This is a genomic window from Vibrio qingdaonensis (assembly GCF_026191675.1).
Classification (GTDB): domain Bacteria; phylum Pseudomonadota; class Gammaproteobacteria; order Enterobacterales; family Vibrionaceae; genus Vibrio; species Vibrio qingdaonensis.
Genome location: NZ_JAKRRY010000023.1, coordinates 67,286 through 87,507 on the forward strand (window position 1 = coordinate 67,286; position 20,222 = coordinate 87,507).

A 20,222-nucleotide genomic window follows, 5' to 3' on the forward strand; every position below is an offset into this window, starting at 1 on the left:
CCGAGCCATCATTACGAGCCATAGTTACGATCTACAGCTACGATCTATTTCTCTGTCTTGAGCCTTAAACCCACCTTATCCAGTTCATGCTCAACAAACTCCCGAGTTAAAGGCACATAACCATTTTTCTCTACAATGCGCTGCCCCTCAAGAGAGTAAATATAGCGAATATACGCTTCTTCTATAGGCTCTAGGGGTTTGTTCGGATTTTTATTTACATAGACATAAAGATAACGTGACAGCGGGTAATCACCTGACAACACATGCTCTTGCAAAGGAAAAACATACTCATTCCCTTGCTTGGCAATAGGGACAAGTCTTGCTCCTGAAACTTGGTAACCAATACCCGAGTAACCGATTGTATTTACCGATGATGCGACTGATTGCACCACAGAAGCTGAGCCCGGTTGTTCATTGACATTTCGCTTGAAGTCGCCACCGCATAACGCATTCTCTTTAAAGAAGCCGTAAGTTCCTGACACAGAGTTGCGGCCAAACATTTGAATCGCTCGTTGATTCCAATTGCTTTCAACGCCTAACTCAGACCATGTCTGCACACTCGCTAATGCGCCACACCTTAACGTAGCTGAAAAAACACTATCAAGCTGCTCAAAGTTAAGCCCTTGAATAGGGTTATCCTTATGAACAAAGATCCCGATCGCATCAATTGCAACGCTAAGTGCCGTGGGCTTGTAGCCATACTCTCTTTCAAAAGCATTCACCTCCTGTAACCTCATTGCGCGACTCATTGGGCCAAACTGCGCGGTGCCTTCAGCAAGAGCAGGAGGAGCAGTAGAGGAACCCGACGCTTGAATTTGAGCGTTTACATTCGGGTAAATCGTCTTAAATTCTTCTAACCATAATGTCGTCATCCCTGACAGCGTGTCGGAACCCACCGAAGATAGATTTCCTGAGACTCCGGGGATTTTTTGATAGCGCGGCAACTCAGCAGCAACAACGCTGAAAGAAGCCAACACTAAGCCAACCCATACTGCGATACGTGGAGTGTTTAACATTAATTGACAACCAATCGTTCAGGTAAAATGAAGGAGAACTTACTGCCAATATTCACTTCAGAATGGATTTCCAAATGAGAGTCATGGTGAGACAAGGCATGCTTTACTATTGCCAAACCTAAACCACTGCCACCAGTATCCCGTGAACGGGCTTTATCAACTCGATAAAATCGCTCGGTCAAACGATGTAAATGCTGAGCTTCTATACCGTCCCCAGTATCCTCTACATCTAAACATGCACCTTGGGAGGATTGATACCAACGGACTTTTACGCCTGCTCCTGGCGGCGTATACTTAACCGCATTGTAAACAAGGTTAGAGATAGCGCTGCGCAATTGATCCTCATCACCAAATACCCGCAAGCGATTATCAATATCAAACTCGATAACATGCCCTTCATCACCACTTAAGCTGACGGCTTCTTTTTCAAGAATTTCTAGCATCGCAGGCACATTCACTACTTCATCCAATTCGTGCATCGGAGCCGCTTCTATCTTAGAAAGCGTGAGCAACTGATTGACCAAGCTGTTCATACGGTTAAGTTGTTCTGTCATCACCCCGTGGGCTTTTGTCCACATAGGTCCAACGATCATGTCAGGGTCCTCTGTCATCTCAAGGTAACCTTGCAATACCGTCATTGGCGTACGCAGCTCATGAGAGACATTCGCAAAGAAGTTTCGGCGCATTCCTTCTAGCTGCTTTAGCTGACTGACATCACGCACAACCATCAAGTGTTCACCTTCGGTATAAGGCACAATACGCAATTCCAACATTCGCTCCACATTTAAGGGCGAAGGCATTTCTAACGGCTCAGAAAAATCGTTCTTATTGAGATATTTGATAAAATCAGGGGTGCGAATAAGATTCGAAATAGGCTGCCCAGAATCCCCTTGCCACCGAAAGCCAAGTAAGTGTTGGGCTAATTTGTTACACCATACGATGTTGCCTTCACTGCGGAAAACAACAACAGCATCTGGCAACGATTCCGCTCCGTTTTTAAATCGGCGAATCAGATTTGTCAGCTCTTTACGCTTTCGTCTTTGCCGCTGCTGCAAACGATAAATACCATTAAAGAGCAGCTCCCAATTACCCGTTCCTGATGGCGGTGTTAGTCGCTTCTCGTCCCAAAGCCATGCCGATAAACGCAATTGGTTATGCAGATGCCAAATCAACTGCATAACCGTCGCAGCAAGCAGTAGCCAGGGCATATAGCCAAATATCCATCCAACTACAATCCAAGGGGTGTAAAAAAAAGCCAGCTCCCAAGCTAGCTTTTTCCATGTTAAACGTTCAACCATCTACCTCTCCGGTTCAATACTAGCCTTTGGTTGAGAATCGATAGCCAGCACCTCGTACTGTTTGAATCAGCTTATCATGTCCTGCTGATTCTAGTGCTTTACGCAACCGACGAATATGTACGTCTACTGTGCGGTCTTCCACATAGACGTTGGTACCCCACACGTTATTAAGTAGTTGCTCACGACTATAGACACGCTCTTGATGGGTCATAAAGAAGTGCAGCATCTTAAACTCGGTCGGCCCCATATCTAATGGTTGATCGTTCGCCGTTACTCGGTGAGAAACTGGATCTAGTTTCAATCCCTGAACATCAATCACATCCTCTAGCGCGGTAGGCGTAACACGACGAATCACCGCTTTTAAGCGTGCGACCAATTCTTTAGGTGAAAACGGCTTGGTGATGTAGTCATCGGCCCCAACCTCAAGTCCACGAACTTTATCTTCTTCCTCGCCGCGAGCAGTCAGCATCACAACTGGAATATTACGAGTCAACTCTTCTCGCTTCATATGCTTGATAAAATTAATGCCAGAACCGCCAGGTAACATCCAATCCAGAAGTACTAAATCGGGGAATGGTTCAGCCAATTTATTGACTGCTGTATCGTAATCTTCAGCTTCTACGGCTTGATAGCCTTTTTGCTCCAATACAAAGCACAACATCTCGCGAATAGGTGCTTCATCCTCAACAACCAGGATCCTTCTAGACATAACGGCGTAACCTTATGGAATCTAATCAACTGCATGCATTATCAATAATTATTATGACACTTTTGTGACCATTGAAAACAATTTTTCATATAAGTTTCGCACAAATCCAATTGTCAGAATCCATATTTAGGCTAAGACATTCTGGCCAAAATTGCCTATGATGTGCAGCGTTCAATTATTAATGTGAGAGTAATATGTGGTTTAAAAACTGTTTGGTCTATCGTTTCAATAAGGAACTTGAGTTTAACGCTGATAAGCTAGAACAGCAGCTTGAAGAGTTTCGTTTCACGCCATGTGGCAGTCAAGACAAACAAAAGTTTGGCTGGGTGACCGCTCTGGGCAAACATGGCGACATGATGACTCATGTATCTGAAGACCGTATTTTGCTTTGCGCTAAGAAAGAAGAAAAAATGTTGCCCGCTTCAGTGATTAAAGAATCATTGAACAACAAGGTAGACCTGCTTGAAACACAAGAAGGTCGTCCACTGAAGAAAAAAGAAAAAGACGACCTCAAAGAAGACATTATTATTGATTTACTGCCACGTGCATTTAGCCGAAGCAATCTCACCTATATGGTTATCATGCCAAAAGATGGCTTCATTATTGTGGACTCTAGCAGCTTTAAAAAAGCAGAAGATGTGATCGCGCTACTTCGTAAAACGATGGGCAGCCTCCCTGTTATCCCTGCATTCCCAGAACAGCCAATAGAAAATACGCTAACGGAATGGGTAAAAACGGGCAGCACCCCAGCGGGCTTTAATATGCTAGACGAGGCCGAGCTTAAATCTGTACTTGAAGACGGCGGTATCATTCGCTGTAAAAAACAAGAACTGTCCAGTGATGAAATTCTTGGCCACATCGAAGCCAATAAATTTGTCACCAAACTGGCCCTTAACTGGCAAGAACGAATTGAGTTTATCTTTGCGGATGATGGCAGCATTAAGCGCCTGAAGTTTAGTGATGAACTCAAAGATCAAAACGAGGATATCCCTAGAGAAGATGCGGCTGCACGAATTGACGCCGATTTTTCTTTACTATGTGGCGAATTGAGTACGTTCTTACCCAATTTATACGACGCATTTGGTGGCTTGCCACAGCAATAACCCTTTCAAATCAATGCCCGGTACTTCCGGGCCTATTTCTGCGCTTGGAATACCCACAATTTTAGCGTAGAATTTGCGCCCCTTAGTGCCACCAGGTGGTACTTCCCTGACTTATAATCAGAATAGAGATTTTATCAATGTTTACTCCAGAACTCTTATCCCCCGCTGGCAGCCTTAAGAATATGCGTTATGCATTCGCCTATGGTGCAGATGCCGTTTATGCGGGTCAGCCTCGTTATAGCCTTCGCGTCCGTAACAATGAATTTAACCATGAAAACCTTCAAATCGGTATTAACGAAGCTCATGAACTGGGTAAACAATTTTATGTGGTATGTAATATTCAGCCACATAACTCTAAGCTAAAAACCTTCATTCGAGACCTTAAACCCGTTGTTGAGATGGGTCCAGATGCACTTATCATGTCAGACCCTGGTCTTATCATGATGGTACGTGAAGCATTCCCGGATATGGCGATTCATTTATCCGTGCAAGCAAACGCCGTAAACTGGGCAACCGTTAAGTTTTGGGCAGCAAACGGCGTCGAGCGTGTCATCGTGTCTCGTGAGCTATCGCTTGAAGAGATTGAAGAAATTCGCGAGCATTGCCCTGAAACTGAGCTTGAAGTCTTTGTTCACGGTGCACTTTGTATGGCGTACTCTGGTCGCTGTCTATTATCTGGCTATATCAACAAGCGCGACCCTAACCAAGGGACTTGCACCAATGCTTGTCGTTGGGAGTACAACGTCGAAAAAGGCAAAGAAAACGACGCAGGTCAAATTGTCGAAGAATTCGATCCTAATACTCCGAGTGCTATCGAAGTTCAAGATGAGCGTCCTGATAACACTTTAGGTTTAGGTAAACCAACTGACGAAGTGGTTCTTCTTTCTGAAAGTCACCGCCCAGAAGAGAAAATGGCGGCCTTTGAAGATGAGCATGGTACTTATATCATGAACTCCAAAGATCTTCGTGCTATTCAACATGTCGAGCGATTGACCAAGATGGGTGTGCACTCCCTTAAAATTGAAGGTCGTACTAAATCATTTTATTACTGCGCAAGAACCGCTCAAGTTTACCGCAAAGCGATTGATGATGCCGTTGCTGGTAAACCATTCGATGAAACATTAATGGGTACACTTGAGAGCCTTGCACATCGTGGTTATACCGAAGGTTTCTTGCGTCGCCACACTCACGATAGTTATCAAAATTACGACTACGGTTATTCCGTTTCGGACGCTCAGCAGTTTGTTGGTGAGTTTACCGGTAAGCGTCGTGGCGCTTTAGCGGAAGTAGAAGTGAAGAACAAATTTATCGTCGGTGATAGCTTAGAAATCATGACTCCCCAAGGGAACGTAGTGTTTAGTCTAGAAGTCATGGAAAACCGTAAGTCAGAAGTTATCGAGGATGCCAAAGGTAATGGTCACTTTGTCTTCATTCCAGTTCCTGAGGATATGGAACTAGATTTCGCGTTACTTATGCGTAATCTAAATGCCGGTCAGGATACTCGTAACCCCACAGGCAAATAATATGGCTCTGTTAATTACAGGAAAATGCATTAACTGCGACATGTGTGACCCAGAGTGTCCGAATGAAGCAATCGCGATGGGAGCAGAGATCTATGAAATCGATCCAGCCCTATGTACCGAATGTAAAGGCCATTACGATAAGCCTACATGCCAATCGGTCTGTCCTATAACTAACTGCATCATCACTGATCCCAATAACGTGGAAACAGAAGATGAACTTTTAGAGAAGTTTGTCATTATTCAAGGCATGGCCTAAAGAAAGAAGCCTCCTGTTTGGAGGCTTCTTTTTATCCTGATTTTTCAATGGGAAACACATTACAATACAGCTCTTTTTCGTATTGTATTTCAAGTTTTTTACGCCAGTTTTCGGCAGAGTTAACAGGGATTAAATAAAACTTCTCTCTACTGGTATCAGTAACAAAGGCGATACCATGCTGCATCAATTCGTAGTGAATATCATTGATAAATCCCAAAGTGAACCCTTGACGGCCTGAAAGCTGATTAATGTCTTCTCTCGTCAAGATCACTCCCTCTTTTTCTGAAGAAAACCTCTCCCTCAGCCAACGGGAAAATTGCCGTGCTGAAATCATAGTCATAACGGTATTCCTTACCTAAACTCTAAAAGGCTTGCGCCAAAGAAAAGCAGTAGAGTAGCCTAAACCGTGACAGAAAGGTCAATAACAAACAACTAATCCACTGAATTACTGATAAATATAGTCAAGCAAAAGTCACTTCTCCAGTCCCAAAAATGAGAGGACTGACATTCATTTATTTGTGACAACTATCTATAAAGATAAACTAGGAAGGAGTTCGTCAGGGTCAAGTTTGCATTTACAATTAATGGCATACATTGATAAATATGACTATTTATCAATGAGATACAGACTTACCAAATAGCACAATACCAATGTGATACAAGGGCTATATACTATCAAACCGTAAATAGCATGCTAGGACTAACGTTTAAAGACGGAAAAACAGAAGGGGTTCGGATCTAAGTCAGAGCCTTTGAATATGGCAGAGGTGGAGAGACTCGACCGGGTTGGTGACTCAGATCCCAGCACATCGCTTTGAAAAAGTGAAAACGAAAAAGGCTCCGACCTAAGTCAGAGCCTTTGAATATTGCAGGGGTGGCGAGATTTGACCGCGCTGGCGACCCAGCTCCCAACACATCGCTTTGAAAAAGTGCAAACGAAAAAGGCTCCGACCTAAGTCAGAGCCTTTGAATATGGCAGGGGTGGAGAGATTTGACCGCGCTGGCGACCCAGCTCCCAACACATCGCTTTAAAAAAGTGAAAACGAAAAAGGCTCCGACCTAAGTCAGAGCCTTTGAATATGGCAGGGGTGGAGAGATTCGAACTCCCAACACGCGGATTTGGAATCCGCTGCTCTGCCAATTGGAGCTACACCCCTGTAGTTGTTTTTAAGACTTAACTTTGTCTAAATAAGTGGCGGAGTGGACGTCATCCGAACCCATCACCTTGAATACCTTGTCTTGCTTGACTTCGTGAAGGGTTAGTCCCCTTTCGAGTTGCGGGCAGTGTACCCATACGTGTACCTAAAGTCAAACGCTAGAAACAGCAAAAATTCAACTGACCACACTTTAAACATCATCAACGCCAGCTTGAAAATGTCGAATCTTAGCTCCAAGGTTTGCTACTTGGTCTTGAGCTGCTTCATCTAACCGTCCTTCACCTCTCATGACATATAACAACTGAGTATCCAGCATCTTACAAAGTGTTTCTATATCGTGCTCGGTTGAAATACTCTGATTAAATAAAAAGCCTTTTTCGCTCATCCAGCTTTTCATCGTATCAAATTCCGCTCTCAAAGTAGCAGAAAAAAGTTGTTCATTTTGACTGGAAATAGCAGAGAGTATTTCATCACCCACTCGAACTCTCTCACCATAACGCAATACCTCAGGATGCTTGACATAAACATTAACCAAATGCTTGACCAAGTTTTGCTTAGAAAAACCTTCCTTTTGGGCTTGTCGTTCGAGCTTTCTATGTACACTCAATGACAAATCGACGGTTAATTTTTTCAATTCCTCTTTCTTACTACCATTTTTAGAACGTGTCCATTTCTTTACAAATTCAGCCTGTTCTTTGGGTGATAAATTCGTGTAGTAATCAAAGAGCCATTTCAGATGACTCTGACCTTTATACATTGAATTGAAACCACCAAATCGGTCTCGCATTCCTCCAACCCACGCCAAATGTTGTTCATTATTACAGTCCAGACCATCGAATGTCGTCTGCAATAATTGATATTCATCCTTAATCATACCTTTTCCTTGAGCCTTAGTTTTACCTGTTAATACCAAGAATATAATTACAGGCAAAATAACAATCAACCTGTATTATACCTAGCATTAAGCTTTATTCATTAAAAACCACAGGCAAGGTATAATAAGCACTTACCCTCCACAAACCTTAGATATTAAAATGCAAGAAAAACACAAGCACCCCATAACATTATGGGCAGAAATTACATCCATAACCAATGATTCAGCCACCCCATGTAGGCGAATTAAATTAGAAGACATCGTCGTTAATGAGCTTATAGTTCAATATTCATCCGTCATTGAAGCATCCTTACAGGCATGCAGCATTCTTCTCATCAAAGAACATCGGGAGCTATGTCTAAAGAAAATAAACAATGCCATCCAGACAAAAGAGAAAGAACATTTTCAAAGTTATTCACTTCTTAATTGGGGAATTGATCGTCCCACTTTTCACTTCGCCAGATTCTTCAACATGAAACAGAATTGGGGAATAAGTGAAGACCATATAAGCCATCCAGATTGGTTAGCGATCCACAATCTCAGACAACTATTAAAAAATGCTTTTAACATCGAAGTGATACTAGATTTCATCGCAGAACAAAAAGAGGTAAGTAAAGCAAAGCTTCCTTTGGTTTGGGCTATTTGTTGCTTGCTAGCAAAACATTCTTATCCGGCACCAATCACAACAAAATCGCCAATATCAATGAAACATCTCGCTCTATATATGAAAGAAAGCGAAGCTGAGACCCTAGAGGGAGTAAACCTTTTAAAAAAGCTAAAACTGATTAAAACCAACGGTGCCTATATAAACATCAAGCCTCTATTCTGGGTTCGAGGCATCAAGGAATTTGCCAATTCAACTTATCTTCGAAACAAAACTACATTCTTAGCAATGGAGGACAACAAAGAAAAAACCACTTTTTTCAACCAGCACGCTCACCGACAATTACTACAAGCACAAGATCTTGCAATCCAACTTCTTCAAGAGTTAGGTGACGATCCTCTTCTCACTACGACGAGGTATGATTTATCTACATTCCTTAGCCAAACACTTCAATTCAACCACGAGTACATCAATGAAAACCTTTTTGATTTATAAAAGTACCAAATATTCAGATTCGAAAAACTTCACTTTTCAGTTTGTGTGTCGCCCCAACACCAAGCTCAAAAAGCTTTGCTGTAAGTTCAAACTAACCACCGAACACATGACGCGGTGGGCACCTCTTATTGAACCCACTTTAACGCCAATACAGATTTACTCCAGCATCGACTTCTTTACATTGTTTAGAGATAAGGCTCTTAAGCAACTATCTACTCAATATTTAAAGCAAACGATCGAAATGCTAGCTCAACCAACAAGAGACCGACACTATCGCTTACCTATCTTTGACCATACAACTAAAATCGACGCTTGGTTTAGTGAAATCACTATATTGATAGAAGGTCCTTACTGCCTACATTATGATTATGCAGAGCAATACAACGTTATTCAAAAGCACCATGCATCAGAGCCAAACTCTCCAAGATTTTCCTTAAAAGATCTATATAAACGTCAACACAAACATTTTCCAATTAACATGAAGCACTTGGTGTTGTTCCTGCCTGATTTCTCTTGCAAAGTCGATATGCAGCGACGCTACCTGACGCTTATTCATTATCTTTGTCATCATTCAAATAAATTTTCAGGTCAATGCTATAAAACCATCCCTCAAATCCAATCAGCGCTGTGCATCAGTCAACCAACTCTTCACCGAATGATCATGACTTTAGAAAGTTATGATTGGCTTGCTACCCAATACACGTCAGTTCAAAGATACGATACAAAGTACAAGGCACCCAAAACACCGACAAAAACACTCACTCTGACACCAATTTTTTGGGCTTGTATTTCTGGAATGCCCATTAATGGAAATCTAGTAAAACAAGCAGTCATACCTGCGATGCAAGCGGTCCATAACTGCTGGGGAATGGATAGCAGAGAATACAAGGAAATGAGCAGCTATCCGTTTATCCGACACGTTGCTCAAATTCAACATGTAACAAAATTTTATCAAACAGCAATAAGAGAAAGTGAACTCAACGTCGTCCGTAATGACTCCTTGAAGCAACTATCCTTGATGAAATACAGGTAAACATTAAACCAATACAACCTCACTGATTGTTTTGTAATTAACACTACGGAGCAATACACATGAATACACTCACTCAATCTGACCTTAGACTTATCCGTATTAACGACCTTGCTAACATGATTGGTTATCATCGAAGCTCTATTAATCACATGGTGTCTGAAGGCCGATTTCCTCAACGACTAAAAATAGGCCCTAGCGCCAGTGGCTGGCTTCTCCCTGAAATTAAATCTTGGATAAACCAAAGCTGGCAATTAGGCGATTCATTCAGCCCCCCCTTATTAAATGAGCCTCGTTTGTTGAGAATGAAAGACGTACTCGACCTATTAGGTGTTAAGCGAGACACACTGTATCGATTAATAAAAAGAAATGAATTTCCCGAAGGGAAAAAACTCAGTCATCGAGAGCGACGATGGGAATACAACGACATCATGGGATGGCTAGCAGGTAAAATCCAAGAAAGGGATGAACGACAAGATTAAATTATGGGCATTATCGCCAAGCTAAAAAAAACCACCAGCAACATCATTAAACCAATCACCTTCGCTTACTCCATTCTTTTTTCCTCTGATTAAATTCACTGAAATTATTTATTCAGACTCTGCCTGTCATACGCGGAGAATTTTCTGTGGGTCATCGTTTTTAATACACAGAGAAAACATGGAGTGAGTGGCTTACATTAAGAATATCCCCATGATCACACTTTCTATTATTTCGCCAAACAGCCCTCTATCATTTGACGCTCAATGGTTACACCGGCTTTGTAGTTCGCTAGACAAACTCACTACCGCCCCTTTCCGTCGCCACAGCAAAAATCTATGCCTAAGGTTTACTCTTTCTCAAACGCAAGCCGTTGATATCACTTTATGTCAGCAAGGAAATGATAATTGGAGAATTGAACGCATTGACCATTGGCACAAACTCAATACAAACCAACCTGCAATACTGCATCTGTTCGACTTTAAGAAACGCCTCTTTCAGAGTCTAGACACACCAAGGTATTCAATGAATCTCATGCAACATGAGCCAACATTAAAAGCCAGCTTCGAGCTATGGCAATCAACTTTCCTTCAAACTAAGATCATCGACGCTCAGTTACGATTATTGCCTTAGCAATCTAACCCCACGACAGGGCGGTAACGCCCTTTTCAAACGATTCACCCTTCATACATTGATGGGAACGACGACCCAAACAAAACAGATGGTCATGTTCATTATCAACTCACCAGACGTATAGAGAACTCGCTCCATAAACGCCATTGACGTATTAAATAAGCTAGCACTTCCAGACAAAGCAACGATACAATCAAGCAACAACCGTCACAGATAACCTGAGTCTTTATGCCCTTTTCAAAATTTGAACACGCCCGATACAACAAAATGTTGAATACATTTATTGAAGAGCTCCGTCCACCAGCCAATATTCGACATGAATTAGATATAGAAGGCGAACTCACCAATCAAACTATCGAAATCAGAGAGAGCATCGCAAGATGGGACAGGCCGACAGAGAAACAGTATAGGTCCGTCGCGAAAATAACCTACGTTCGTACACAGCAGTGCTGGCGCCTCTATTGGATGCGAGCCAGTGGTAAATGGGAGAAGTACGACGCATTTTACCATTTAGAGCAAGCGCTAGAAGCGGTAAGGAAAGACCAATATGGCTGCTTTTGGGGGTAGGCGTACCTCAAAAGTTGAACACCTTAAAAAAGGCTAACTTCCGAGTAACTCTGACTTCATACGCACAAGAAAAAAGGCGGCCAATCGCCCTATCTGATAAGAGTTTTGACCTCAATTATCACTCTGCTCATTTTCTGAATGTGTTCGGATATATTAATACCACTAATCAACAATCAATGATCTAATCGTACTACTCTAGTCGTAACCAGTATGCTGTCACTGAACATGAGTCATGTCATCGATATCAATAACCTTTAATCTAATCAATATCTATAGAGTACATTTAAACACTAGTCCTAGTGGTAGCACCCTGTCTGGTCATACGTCGTAGATATCTATCTACCCGAGTCATAACAGTGACACTCTATCAACAGTATCATTGAAATCTCATATGATTAATCAGAAGCAGGTTGCGCAGGCTTAGTTACCGTTACGTTTGTTATCAGCGATGATTCATTGAGGTGATGGGGCTTGGTTAACTCGTCGCCTTATGGTAACGCTTCGAATGATTAGGGCCGTAGTTGTAATACCTCTATTTCAAATACCCAAATGCCGTGAGTAACATGCCATAGGCTGATTGATTCTGAGATTAAATAAATAACGGCTCCCTAGCATGAGCTGGTAGCGAGAGCATGAAGTAGATTTGATAATGCATTAGCCGTTTAGGCTGGTGCAATGCAAGTAGAAGCTCTGTTGCCTCTATGATGGATAATTAGGGCTGACTTGTGCCTTGTGGATCCATAGCACGATGCTTGCATACAACTTAATGAATTGACAATTACATGAGCTCTATGGACCGTTAAGTACATTGAGAGGGAGGGTTATAGCTAGACAGACTCAGGGGTTCGTATGCGAATAATTTTCAAAACAGTAGTATTAGTCTGTCTCGAAAATAATAACATCCGTGCTTTGATTCACGGCCTTTTGCACTGAGATATCAACAACATCAAGGCTTTTCACCTTTGCCGTAAGCGTTAAATACTGACCAAATACAACGATTGAGTTTGTTATGAAATCCATTCATAACGAGATTCAATCATGCCCCAACACTATTCAAGCCATCGCTATAATCTCAATCACATTCAAGACATCGAAAGCGTACTCAACCAAGCTTTAAACCTATTTAAACGGGTGAGCGTGTTTCGGTTTGATGTGCATTACCCTAATTTCCACCCTGATGACCCGACCTCTTATCGTACACAGGAATTTACTAAAAAATTCCTAGGTTCACTCACGTCTAAATTAGAGCACATGACCGGTCAAAAGGCGGCGTTCTATTACCTTTGGTGCAAAGAGCACAACATTGAGAAAGGCACCCCTCTGCCACACTACCACTTTGCATTGATTCTTAATGGTAATCAATTTCAAAGCTGGGGCCGTTATGATTACCAAGGGCCCTGTTTAAGAATATGCATTGAACAAGCGTGCTTAAGCGCAATGGGATTACCTTCGGAGTATGCGCCTCGTGTCCTGCAATACGGCGATACAGTAAACATCTGTACGTATGCTGGCAAAGACTATCAACCGCAATGGGACGAAGCAGTAAGTATGCTCAGTTACTTAGCCAAGAGAGACGGAAAGATCCCCGGACAACGTTGCTGGGGTAAAAGCGCCTTATAGCGATAGCCAATCAAACCATTGACATCATTTTCAATACACATGCAGGGAGCTTTCAGTGCGTTCCATGTGTGACTCATCTTAATTCAAACTCGAAGGAAATTATTATCATGTCTTATACAAACACTATCACCCCATGCGCCATCTACGTTGACGGCGCAGCACCCAACAATCAACACGGTTGTCTAAAAGGTGGGATTGGCATAGCGATTTACAATTCAGAGCAGCAATTGATTCATACCGACTCGACGACCATCAATCGCCCTACTGACAACGCTGAATTAGAGCTTATCGCGCTGGTGGAAGGATTAGAATTCGCTAATGATGGCGACACGGTCTATTCAGACAATGAGTATTGCGTAAAGGGTTACAATGAATGGTTGGACGGTTGGAAAGCTAAAGGCTGGCGTAAAGCCAATAACAAACCCATTGCCAATCGGGAGCTCTGGCAATTAGTGGACACACTGCGCTCAAGGAAGTTTGTGCATGTCGTTAAAGTCAAAGCTCATGCGGGCATTGAAGGGAATGAAAAGGCCGACAAGCTGGCGACACAAGCTGCAATACGCTGACATTCATCCAGCTAACAGAACCTTAAAAATTAGACAAGGAGAGCCCCCACGTCCTTGTCTATCAACCGACACCATTATCGAACAAACAAGCCCACGTTTATGTTTTACACGCAACATGGAGCCAATTGAACATGAGCCGATATCTCTACCCTACACTATCCAATCTTCATCAAACACCGGACACCAAGCTCACCTTGTTGAATATTCAATCGGCTCTCACCGATGCAATGGGACGTTACCAACAACTGGTTATCCTACCCGTTTCGTTAATCGTACCTGTAGGGATTAACATCTACTGCAATGAAAACACCGGAGAGTCTCACCTGCATCACTTGATGACCTCACTACAACAACGTATTAACGATTCGGCTGATGGACATCATGAAAAAGGACAAATCGTTGCCGTGTGGGAGTCAAATATCACCTCCAGCCCCGTCAGATACGAGTTATGTTTACTTATCAATCAGACCTGGATGCAATCTCACCCAGACAGCTATTCTTGTTTCACAACACGCATTCAAGAAAGTTGGCGGTCGACATTAGGCCTGTCATCTTCTCTCGATAGCTATCCTGCCTCCAGCCTTGTTTCCACACTCAAAGCCGAAGCGGTATCGATTAATCAACGACAAGATTTTCTCTTGGTGCAGAAACAGCTAAACCATGTTTATAAACAGATAATCAACCATTTGATGCTAGACAAACCCGTTGTCACCGGACATTCTCTCGGTTGTGGCGTATTTAAGCCTGAAGTCAAACGAATGACATGGATTCCCCCTTTCCGAGGATCTGCCACACTTATGTGGTACTTAATTGCACCGGAGGCACCATGTCTGATTATTCTTATTTCTGCGGTATCGACCTAGCTAAAAACCACTTTAGTCTTCATGCCGTAGACCAAAATGGTAAAGTCTTACTTCATAAGTCAGTAACCCGCTCTAAACTGCTGACTACAATAGCAAATATGCCACTCATGCGTATAGGCGTTGAAGCGTGTGGTGGTGCACATTATTGGGCAAGAACACTCAATAAACTCGGTCACGACGCCCGTATCATGGCCGTTAAATACGTGGTTCCTTATAGAACTAAGGGGAAGAACGACCTTAATGATGCAGTCGCTATCTGCGAAGCTGTTCAGCGTCCATCCACTCGCTTTGTGCCCGTTAAGTCCCCCGAACAACAAGCCATCTTATCTGTTCATAGAATGAGAGAACATTGGGTTCGTGAACGCACCGCGCTTATGAATCGCATGCGTGCCATGCTTTCTGAATTCGGATTAATCATTCCTGTTGGTCGCTCTTCATTGATGAAACAGGTTCCCTTAATGCTCGAAGATGCAGAAAATGAACTGCCACACCTCGCAAGAACGGTGATAGCCGATGCTTATCACCACCTTGGAGAATTGAACCAACGTATCGCCGATACTGAACAAGTCTTCGACTCTTTTGCTAAGGTCAGCACTAATGTTCAACGAGTGATGACGGTTCGAGGTATCGGGCCGCAAACTGCAACAGCGATACTCGCTTCGATAGGTAATGGCTCTCAATTTGATAAAAGCCGTGATTTCTCTGCTTGGCTAGGACTCGTACCAAAGCAATATTCCACAGGAGGAAAACCTCGATTAGGTCGGATAACCAAACACGGCGACAAATACTTACGAACACTATTAGTTCACGGCGCAAGGACCGTGATTGCCAACCTTGGCGACAAGCAAGATAAGTTAAGTCAGTGGTGCAGAGGCGTTCTGGAACGAAGAGGAATGAACCGAGCAATAGTGGCACTTGCCGCAAAGAACGCACGAATTATATGGTCGCTTTTACACAATCAAACAGAATATGAAAACTATGCTGCTTAAGTAAAAACTTAAGCAGCATAAAGAGTTAAACCCACCGGGTCATTGCAAACGCTAATGATGGAGATAGGTTAAGACCACTTGCGGAGAGCCTGTTAATGCGGCGGACACACTAGATGTCATCTAACGAATAAGGCACCGCAGTCGCGCAAAGTCATCAGGGCCACGACGTATGCGAATCGTCGATAAGTAGGCCGAATGTAGAGCGGCAGTCCAAAACCCATCAACATAAGTTTAGCGGATGTTTGACAACCGGGGGAATCCATGTAGCCCTATTAATTACACCGCTCCTCACTGGCATGAACAGAATCGAATCCCTTCTGTTGAGCGTCAAAGAGTGTGATTTGATAATCGACATTCGCGTCGAGCATACGACGTTTTGAACCAAACCGTGGCGACTCGCTTTATCATTCTGTTGAATAGCAGAGCTTACCGCGCTTGCTCTGCTGACTTCAGAGCCACTTATTTATCGTTCCCGTATCAAACCAAAAACCAGAAAGCAAGCAAGGAGAACGCACCTCATTGCCCTCACTGAATGATTAATACGGGTTAGTACCAAATGCTTCCATCAAAGGAAAGAGCAGATGATCCGCCAGTAACCACAGATACAAACCTGTCACCATAAACTTAATCGTTGTAACATCCCTCGCGATGATTTGAAGTTGGAATTCCGTCTGTGACAGACCTTTGATATCAGGCTTACGATTAAATTTAGAGAAGATATCAGAAATTCGTTTATACATTGAAGATAGCACCTTGGCTGTAATTGCAGAGACTAAGAATCTATCAAAGATAGAGGGAGCCTCCAAGCCAAGCAAAATCATTCAAGCTCTGACAAGATCAAGTGACATTGAGCGCATAGTATGCTTTTATAGCCGATAAACACATAATGTCATCATTATCTCTATGAAAACAGACTTCCAATTTACCCTAGCTCTCGTTGAAGATTTTTTCCAGCAACCTGCAATACAAAGCCGCTTACAGCTTATCACTCAACATCGCATTACGGGGTGGGAAATTTGGCTTCAAGTAGAATTTGCTTGCTTTATTGATACTTATCCTGAAATTGGTAATTGGTATCGGGAATGTCAATATGATATCGATAAGCGCCGATCAAATACTCGTAAATCCATGGCGATAGACTTTGCCTTTCGCCGTAAACATACCAACAAAGACAAGTACATTGCTTTAGAAGTAAAACAAAGCCTAAGTACAACTCAGTGTATTCATAACCTGTTCAAAGATGTTGAGAAGGTATGGCACATGAAATCTTCTGAAGATGACCTTCGAAGTATGTGGTGCTTAGGTATCCACCCCAGTTCGAGCCAAGTCGAAGTGCGTAATACTGTAATGAAATACGCAAAGAAATATGATTTTGAATTAGATAACGGTTGCATTGAGTACCAGCTCATAGAAGGCACAGACTGGGGCTTTACTCTGTTTTAACCATGAGCTTTCTCAGCTTTATCTAGCTATCTAGCTATCTGGTCATCCACCAACTGATTGGTATAATACTGAGTCTATTATCTTAGACAAAGCGTCCACTCTCATGAATGTACTGATTTATAATGATTTAAAACACAAGAAAATCCCGCACCTCGCTAAATTCATACAATCCATGGAGCAGGGCCATCTTGCTCAGGTAGAAGCAAAGAAACTACGACCTAACCTTTATCGAGCTAAATTAGGCCAAGCTGCTCGGCTCATCTTTTCTCTTTATCGTTATCAAGGTAAAACGTATTGCTTGGTCTTGGAATACCTCCCTAATCACGAGTATGAAAAATCTCGATTTTTAGCGGGTGCTAGCATTGATGAGAGTAAAATCCCAACGGTCACTCAAGAGCAGGCACTTGAACCGATTGATGCCGTTTACCTAAACACTCAGAGCCCACACTTTTATTACCTTAACAAAGCCATCTCTTTTGATGAGGAGCAGCAACTCATCTACGACACGCCGCCCCCTTTAGTTATCGTAGGCTCTGCCGGAAGCGGAAAGACCGCCTTACTCCTTGAAAAAATGAAACAAGCGGTTGGGGATATTCTGTACGTCAGTCACTCACCTTATTTAGTACAGAATGCTCGTGAGCAGTATTACAGCAACAACTATGACAATGACCTTCAAGAGCAGGTCGACTTTTTATCATTTACCGAATACTTAGAAACCATCGAGGTGCCACATGGGCGAGAAGTCACCCGTTATGACTTTCACACTTGGTACTTAAGAGCGGGCAGCAAAAAACTCATTGCTCAAAAAGTGTATGAAGAATTTAAAGGCGTGCTAACAGGACCATCCACTGATTCACCTTGGTTGGATAAGGCCGCTTATCTAGCGCTTGGGATAAAGCAGTCCTTATTTGATCAACAAGAGCGTGAGCAGGTCTATACGCTCTTTGAAAAGTACTTACGTTTTTTAAAAGAACACGCTTTATTTGACGTCAACATCATCAGCCAACAGTATCTCGATAAAGTGGTAGCAAGGTATGATTTTATCGTCATTGATGAGGTGCAGGATTTAACCAACACTCAACTCATGCTGATTTTAAACGCCTTACACCAACCGAATGACTTTCTGCTTTGCGGAGATGCAAACCAGATTGTCCATCCTAATTTTTTCTCATGGTCAAAGCTCAAATCTCTCTTTTTCACTGATGCCACGTTCAAAAACAGTCACCAAGCCCTGAATATTCTTCAGGCTAATTACCGCAACTCCTCACTGGTTACCGACGTTGCCAACCGCATACTGAAGCTCAAACACGCTCGATTTGGTAGTGTCGATAAAGAGAGCAACTTTCTAGTCAATTGTGTCGGAAACAATGTGGGTAATATCCAACTGCTTGATGACAGTGACAGTGTTAAAGGGACGCTCAACGCCAACACTGCTCGCTCCACGAAGTTTGCTGTACTTGTCATGCACTCAGAGCAAAAAGCGCAGGCTTCAAAAGTGTTTGATACCCCTTTGGTATTCTCTATCGAAGAGGCCAAAGGGTTGGAGTATGAAAACATTGTCCTTTTCAACTTTATTCATGATGAAAGTCAAATTTTTCAACAAATCAGTCAGGGCGTCAGCTTACAAGATTTAGAAGTAGAGTCTTTAGCGTATGCGAGAGCAAAAGATAAAGCAGACAAATCACTGGAAACGTACAAGTTTTATATTAATGCCCTATACGTAGCAGTCACCCGTGCCATCACCAATCTCTACATCGTAGAGACCAAGCACACTCACCCACTGTTGACCCTGTTGGATATAGAGCGATTTAGCGGTGAGCTTCACATTGAAAAACAAACCTCATCGACTGAAGAGTGGCAAAAAGAGGCCATCAGGCTGGAGCAACAAGGTAAGTTAGAGCAAGCTGAAAATATTCGCCAATCCATTTTAAGCGAACAAGCCGTGCCTTGGGTGTCACTTGAAGGAGAAGCCCTAGCCGCACTGCATCATGAAGCGTTTACGGAGAAAAATAAGAAAGCTCAACTGCTACTCCTTGAATACTGCTTACTCAATCAATCACATAAAACCACACAACAACTGATTGAACTGGGTGTTAAAGCGGCATCACAAGCACAAAGTCACCCTTTGAAAGCGTTGAAAAATCTCTATAAGAAGCATCATGTCATTTATGACTTCAAACACGTTAAAGGGTTGGAGCGAGAAGTCAGCAAATACGGTGTCAATCATCGTACTCGCTTTAATCTTACGCCACTGATGACAGCAACGATGAACAACAATGAGCCTCAAGTCGAAGCACTTATCGACATGGGGGCAAATAAAACCTTAGTCGCTAATAATGGATTGAATGCTTGGCAAATGTACTTAGGCAGATATTTGCAATCCGAAAAGGCACTAAGTAAGGAAATGAGTCAATTGCATTCTTTGCTTACCCCTCCGGCGACATCCATTCAGGTAGACGGCAAGCTCGAAAAATTAGACAGCCATACCATGTATGACTTCCTACTCAACGTCTTCCTTAGCTTATGGTACGACTACCTTCCCGACCAGTTAGTGAATCATTCAAGTGGATTGACGGCCGCGAATCTAGCGGTCATGTTAGGGACATTACCTGATAATGTTTTACCTCCAATGAAGAAAAAACAAGCGTACATCAGCCGCTACTTATCCAGTAATGAATGTTCAAAAGAGGGCGTACGAAACAAAAAACTGTTCTACCGCATGAAGCGTGGGCATTACGTGCTCAACCCGAACCTCACGTTCAAGCTCGGCAGTCGATGGGTTAGTTTAAAAGAGCGGTTGGATGTGATGCAATGGTCACCAACAGCACCGGAGTTTTACGCTCAATATAGCCAAGAATATCAACGACAGTGGCGACGTTACACAGAAGGAAACTTACGACGCTATCAACAATTATTCTTACGTGAAGCAGACCAAGTCACGGCTGATAGCCTCGTAACCAGAGAAAAAGAAAGCGTCACACCTCTGTTTTGATTAC

General features: G+C 42.8%; 21 protein-coding genes and 1 tRNA gene. 14 read left to right on the top strand and 8 right to left on the bottom strand.

Annotation, left to right across the window (positions count from 1 at the left end; all coding sequences use genetic code 11):
* Positions 1–44: 44 nt before the first annotated feature.
* The 3 genes from MD535_RS16375 to phoB are packed head-to-tail and all read right to left on the bottom strand — an operon-like array spanning position 45 to position 3,023.
* Positions 45–1,016, bottom strand: coding sequence for a PstS family phosphate ABC transporter substrate-binding protein (locus MD535_RS16375; protein WP_265676104.1), 972 nt, complete (start codon positions 1,014–1,016; stop codon positions 45–47).
* Positions 1,016–2,314: a phosphate regulon sensor histidine kinase PhoR gene (gene phoR / locus MD535_RS16380; RefSeq protein ID WP_265676105.1), complete on the bottom strand. Its 1,299-nt coding sequence runs from the start codon at positions 2,312–2,314 to the stop codon at positions 1,016–1,018. Before phoR ends, MD535_RS16375 begins: the two co-directional genes overlap by 1 nt.
* Before the next feature lie 19 nt (positions 2,315–2,333).
* Entirely contained in the window at positions 2,334–3,023 is a 690-nt protein-coding gene (gene phoB, locus MD535_RS16385; RefSeq protein ID WP_042500693.1) for a phosphate regulon transcriptional regulator PhoB, read from the bottom strand.
* 194 nt (positions 3,024–3,217) lie between these two features.
* Here phoB and rdgC point away from each other — a divergent pair, with 194 nt between their 5' ends.
* The 3 genes from rdgC to MD535_RS16400 all read left to right on the top strand — a co-directional run bounded on the left by rdgC (position 3,218) and on the right by MD535_RS16400 (position 5,905).
* Entirely contained in the window at positions 3,218–4,126 is a 909-nt protein-coding gene (gene rdgC / locus MD535_RS16390; RefSeq protein WP_265676106.1) for a recombination-associated protein RdgC, read from the top strand.
* A gap of 137 nt (positions 4,127–4,263) precedes the next feature.
* Positions 4,264–5,649 carry a prephenate-dependent tRNA uridine(34) hydroxylase TrhP gene (gene trhP, locus MD535_RS16395; protein ID WP_265676107.1) on the top strand — a complete coding sequence of 462 codons (1,386 nt, stop codon included), beginning with the start codon at positions 4,264–4,266 and terminating at the stop codon, positions 5,647–5,649.
* Between the two features lies 1 nt (position 5,650).
* Positions 5,651–5,905, top strand: coding sequence for a YfhL family 4Fe-4S dicluster ferredoxin (locus MD535_RS16400; RefSeq protein ID WP_265676108.1), 255 nt, complete (start codon positions 5,651–5,653; stop codon positions 5,903–5,905).
* Positions 5,906–5,936: 31 nt separating this feature from the next.
* Here MD535_RS16400 and MD535_RS16405 read toward each other — a convergent pair whose 3' ends face one another.
* The 3 genes from MD535_RS16405 to MD535_RS16415 all read right to left on the bottom strand — a co-directional run bounded on the left by MD535_RS16405 (position 5,937) and on the right by MD535_RS16415 (position 7,936).
* A complete protein-coding gene (locus MD535_RS16405) occupies positions 5,937–6,245 on the bottom strand; it encodes a hypothetical protein (protein ID WP_265676109.1) in 309 nt (102 codons plus the stop codon).
* 740 nt (positions 6,246–6,985) lie between these two features.
* Positions 6,986–7,062 (bottom strand) — tRNA-Trp (locus MD535_RS16410).
* A 190-nt stretch (positions 7,063–7,252) separates the two neighbouring features.
* Positions 7,253–7,936 (bottom strand): hypothetical protein, encoded by a 684-nt coding sequence (locus MD535_RS16415; RefSeq protein ID WP_265676111.1) that lies wholly within the window; start codon positions 7,934–7,936, stop codon positions 7,253–7,255.
* A 160-nt stretch (positions 7,937–8,096) separates the two neighbouring features.
* Here MD535_RS16415 and MD535_RS16420 point away from each other — a divergent pair, with 160 nt between their 5' ends.
* The 5 genes from MD535_RS16420 to MD535_RS16440 all read left to right on the top strand — a co-directional run bounded on the left by MD535_RS16420 (position 8,097) and on the right by MD535_RS16440 (position 11,745).
* A complete protein-coding gene (locus tag MD535_RS16420; protein WP_265676112.1) occupies positions 8,097–9,035 on the top strand; it encodes a hypothetical protein in 939 nt (312 codons plus the stop codon).
* A gap of 241 nt (positions 9,036–9,276) precedes the next feature.
* The gene (locus tag MD535_RS16425; RefSeq protein ID WP_265676113.1) at positions 9,277–10,068 is read left to right on the top strand and encodes a hypothetical protein; all 792 of its coding nucleotides are present in this window, start codon (positions 9,277–9,279) and stop codon (positions 10,066–10,068) included.
* A 59-nt stretch (positions 10,069–10,127) separates the two neighbouring features.
* On the top strand, positions 10,128–10,547 hold the full coding sequence (locus tag MD535_RS16430) for a helix-turn-helix transcriptional regulator (RefSeq protein ID WP_265676114.1): 420 nt from the start codon (positions 10,128–10,130) through the stop codon (positions 10,545–10,547).
* 211 nt (positions 10,548–10,758) lie between these two features.
* On the top strand, positions 10,759–11,178 hold the full coding sequence (locus tag MD535_RS16435) for a hypothetical protein (protein ID WP_265676115.1): 420 nt from the start codon (positions 10,759–10,761) through the stop codon (positions 11,176–11,178).
* A 228-nt stretch (positions 11,179–11,406) separates the two neighbouring features.
* A complete protein-coding gene (locus tag MD535_RS16440) occupies positions 11,407–11,745 on the top strand; it encodes a DUF3024 domain-containing protein (RefSeq protein WP_265676116.1) in 339 nt (112 codons plus the stop codon).
* Between the two features lie 876 nt (positions 11,746–12,621).
* Here the strand turns inward: MD535_RS16440 and MD535_RS16445 are convergent.
* The gene (locus tag MD535_RS16445; protein WP_265676117.1) at positions 12,622–12,765 is read right to left on the bottom strand and encodes a hypothetical protein; all 144 of its coding nucleotides are present in this window, start codon (positions 12,763–12,765) and stop codon (positions 12,622–12,624) included.
* Between the two features lie 18 nt (positions 12,766–12,783).
* Here MD535_RS16445 and MD535_RS16450 point away from each other — a divergent pair, with 18 nt between their 5' ends.
* The 4 genes from MD535_RS16450 to MD535_RS16465 all read left to right on the top strand — a co-directional run bounded on the left by MD535_RS16450 (position 12,784) and on the right by MD535_RS16465 (position 15,783).
* On the top strand, positions 12,784–13,365 hold the full coding sequence (locus MD535_RS16450; protein WP_265676118.1) for a YagK/YfjJ domain-containing protein: 582 nt from the start codon (positions 12,784–12,786) through the stop codon (positions 13,363–13,365).
* Positions 13,366–13,472: 107 nt separating this feature from the next.
* Positions 13,473–13,931, top strand: coding sequence for a ribonuclease HI (locus MD535_RS16455; RefSeq protein WP_265676119.1), 459 nt, complete (start codon positions 13,473–13,475; stop codon positions 13,929–13,931).
* 131 nt (positions 13,932–14,062) lie between these two features.
* Positions 14,063–14,794, top strand: a complete 732-nt coding sequence (locus tag MD535_RS16460; protein WP_265676120.1) for a hypothetical protein — start codon at positions 14,063–14,065, stop codon at positions 14,792–14,794.
* Positions 14,758–15,783: an IS110 family RNA-guided transposase gene (locus tag MD535_RS16465; RefSeq protein WP_265676121.1), complete on the top strand. Its 1,026-nt coding sequence runs from the start codon at positions 14,758–14,760 to the stop codon at positions 15,781–15,783. The genes MD535_RS16460 and MD535_RS16465 overlap by 37 nt, the downstream gene beginning before the upstream one ends.
* 536 nt (positions 15,784–16,319) lie before the next feature.
* Here MD535_RS16465 and MD535_RS16470 read toward each other — a convergent pair.
* A complete protein-coding gene (locus MD535_RS16470; RefSeq protein WP_265676122.1) occupies positions 16,320–16,523 on the bottom strand; it encodes a hypothetical protein in 204 nt (67 codons plus the stop codon).
* Between the two features lie 163 nt (positions 16,524–16,686).
* Between MD535_RS16470 and MD535_RS16475 the strand changes: the two genes are divergently transcribed.
* Entirely contained in the window at positions 16,687–17,226 is a 540-nt protein-coding gene (locus tag MD535_RS16475; protein WP_265676123.1) for a hypothetical protein, read from the top strand.
* Positions 17,227–17,329: 103 nt separating this feature from the next.
* Positions 17,330–20,218 carry a UvrD-helicase domain-containing protein gene (locus tag MD535_RS16480; RefSeq protein ID WP_265676124.1) on the top strand — a complete coding sequence of 963 codons (2,889 nt, stop codon included), beginning with the start codon at positions 17,330–17,332 and terminating at the stop codon, positions 20,216–20,218.
* Positions 20,219–20,222: the final 4 nt, after the last annotated feature.

Excerpts from the sequence above, each read along its gene's own strand:
- MD535_RS16465 (WP_265676121.1), top strand. The coding sequence starts at position 14,758 with ATGTCTGATTATTCTTATTTCTGCGGTATCGACCTAGCTAAAAACCAC.
- MD535_RS16450 (WP_265676118.1), top strand. The coding sequence starts at position 12,784 with ATGCCCCAACACTATTCAAGCCATCGCTATAATCTCAATCACATTCAA.
- MD535_RS16420 (WP_265676112.1), top strand. The coding sequence starts at position 8,097 with ATGCAAGAAAAACACAAGCACCCCATAACATTATGGGCAGAAATTACA.
- MD535_RS16405 (WP_265676109.1), bottom strand. The coding sequence starts at position 6,245 with ATGACTATGATTTCAGCACGGCAATTTTCCCGTTGGCTGAGGGAGAGG.
- trhP (WP_265676107.1), top strand. The coding sequence starts at position 4,264 with ATGTTTACTCCAGAACTCTTATCCCCCGCTGGCAGCCTTAAGAATATG.
- phoB (WP_042500693.1), bottom strand. The coding sequence starts at position 3,023 with ATGTCTAGAAGGATCCTGGTTGTTGAGGATGAAGCACCTATTCGCGAG.
- MD535_RS16455 (WP_265676119.1), top strand. The coding sequence starts at position 13,473 with ATGTCTTATACAAACACTATCACCCCATGCGCCATCTACGTTGACGGC.
- MD535_RS16480 (WP_265676124.1), top strand. The coding sequence starts at position 17,330 with ATGAATGTACTGATTTATAATGATTTAAAACACAAGAAAATCCCGCAC.
- MD535_RS16375 (WP_265676104.1), bottom strand. The coding sequence starts at position 1,016 with ATGTTAAACACTCCACGTATCGCAGTATGGGTTGGCTTAGTGTTGGCT.
- MD535_RS16435 (WP_265676115.1), top strand. The coding sequence starts at position 10,759 with ATGATCACACTTTCTATTATTTCGCCAAACAGCCCTCTATCATTTGAC.
- MD535_RS16440 (WP_265676116.1), top strand. The coding sequence starts at position 11,407 with ATGCCCTTTTCAAAATTTGAACACGCCCGATACAACAAAATGTTGAAT.
- MD535_RS16460 (WP_265676120.1), top strand. The coding sequence starts at position 14,063 with ATGAGCCGATATCTCTACCCTACACTATCCAATCTTCATCAAACACCG.
- MD535_RS16445 (WP_265676117.1), bottom strand. The coding sequence starts at position 12,765 with ATGGATTTCATAACAAACTCAATCGTTGTATTTGGTCAGTATTTAACG.
- phoR (WP_265676105.1), bottom strand. The coding sequence starts at position 2,314 with ATGGTTGAACGTTTAACATGGAAAAAGCTAGCTTGGGAGCTGGCTTTT.
- MD535_RS16400 (WP_265676108.1), top strand. The coding sequence starts at position 5,651 with ATGGCTCTGTTAATTACAGGAAAATGCATTAACTGCGACATGTGTGAC.
- MD535_RS16415 (WP_265676111.1), bottom strand. The coding sequence starts at position 7,936 with ATGATTAAGGATGAATATCAATTATTGCAGACGACATTCGATGGTCTG.
- MD535_RS16430 (WP_265676114.1), top strand. The coding sequence starts at position 10,128 with ATGAATACACTCACTCAATCTGACCTTAGACTTATCCGTATTAACGAC.
- MD535_RS16470 (WP_265676122.1), bottom strand. The coding sequence starts at position 16,523 with ATGTATAAACGAATTTCTGATATCTTCTCTAAATTTAATCGTAAGCCT.
- rdgC (WP_265676106.1), top strand. The coding sequence starts at position 3,218 with ATGTGGTTTAAAAACTGTTTGGTCTATCGTTTCAATAAGGAACTTGAG.
- MD535_RS16425 (WP_265676113.1), top strand. The coding sequence starts at position 9,277 with ATGCTAGCTCAACCAACAAGAGACCGACACTATCGCTTACCTATCTTT.
- MD535_RS16475 (WP_265676123.1), top strand. The coding sequence starts at position 16,687 with ATGAAAACAGACTTCCAATTTACCCTAGCTCTCGTTGAAGATTTTTTC.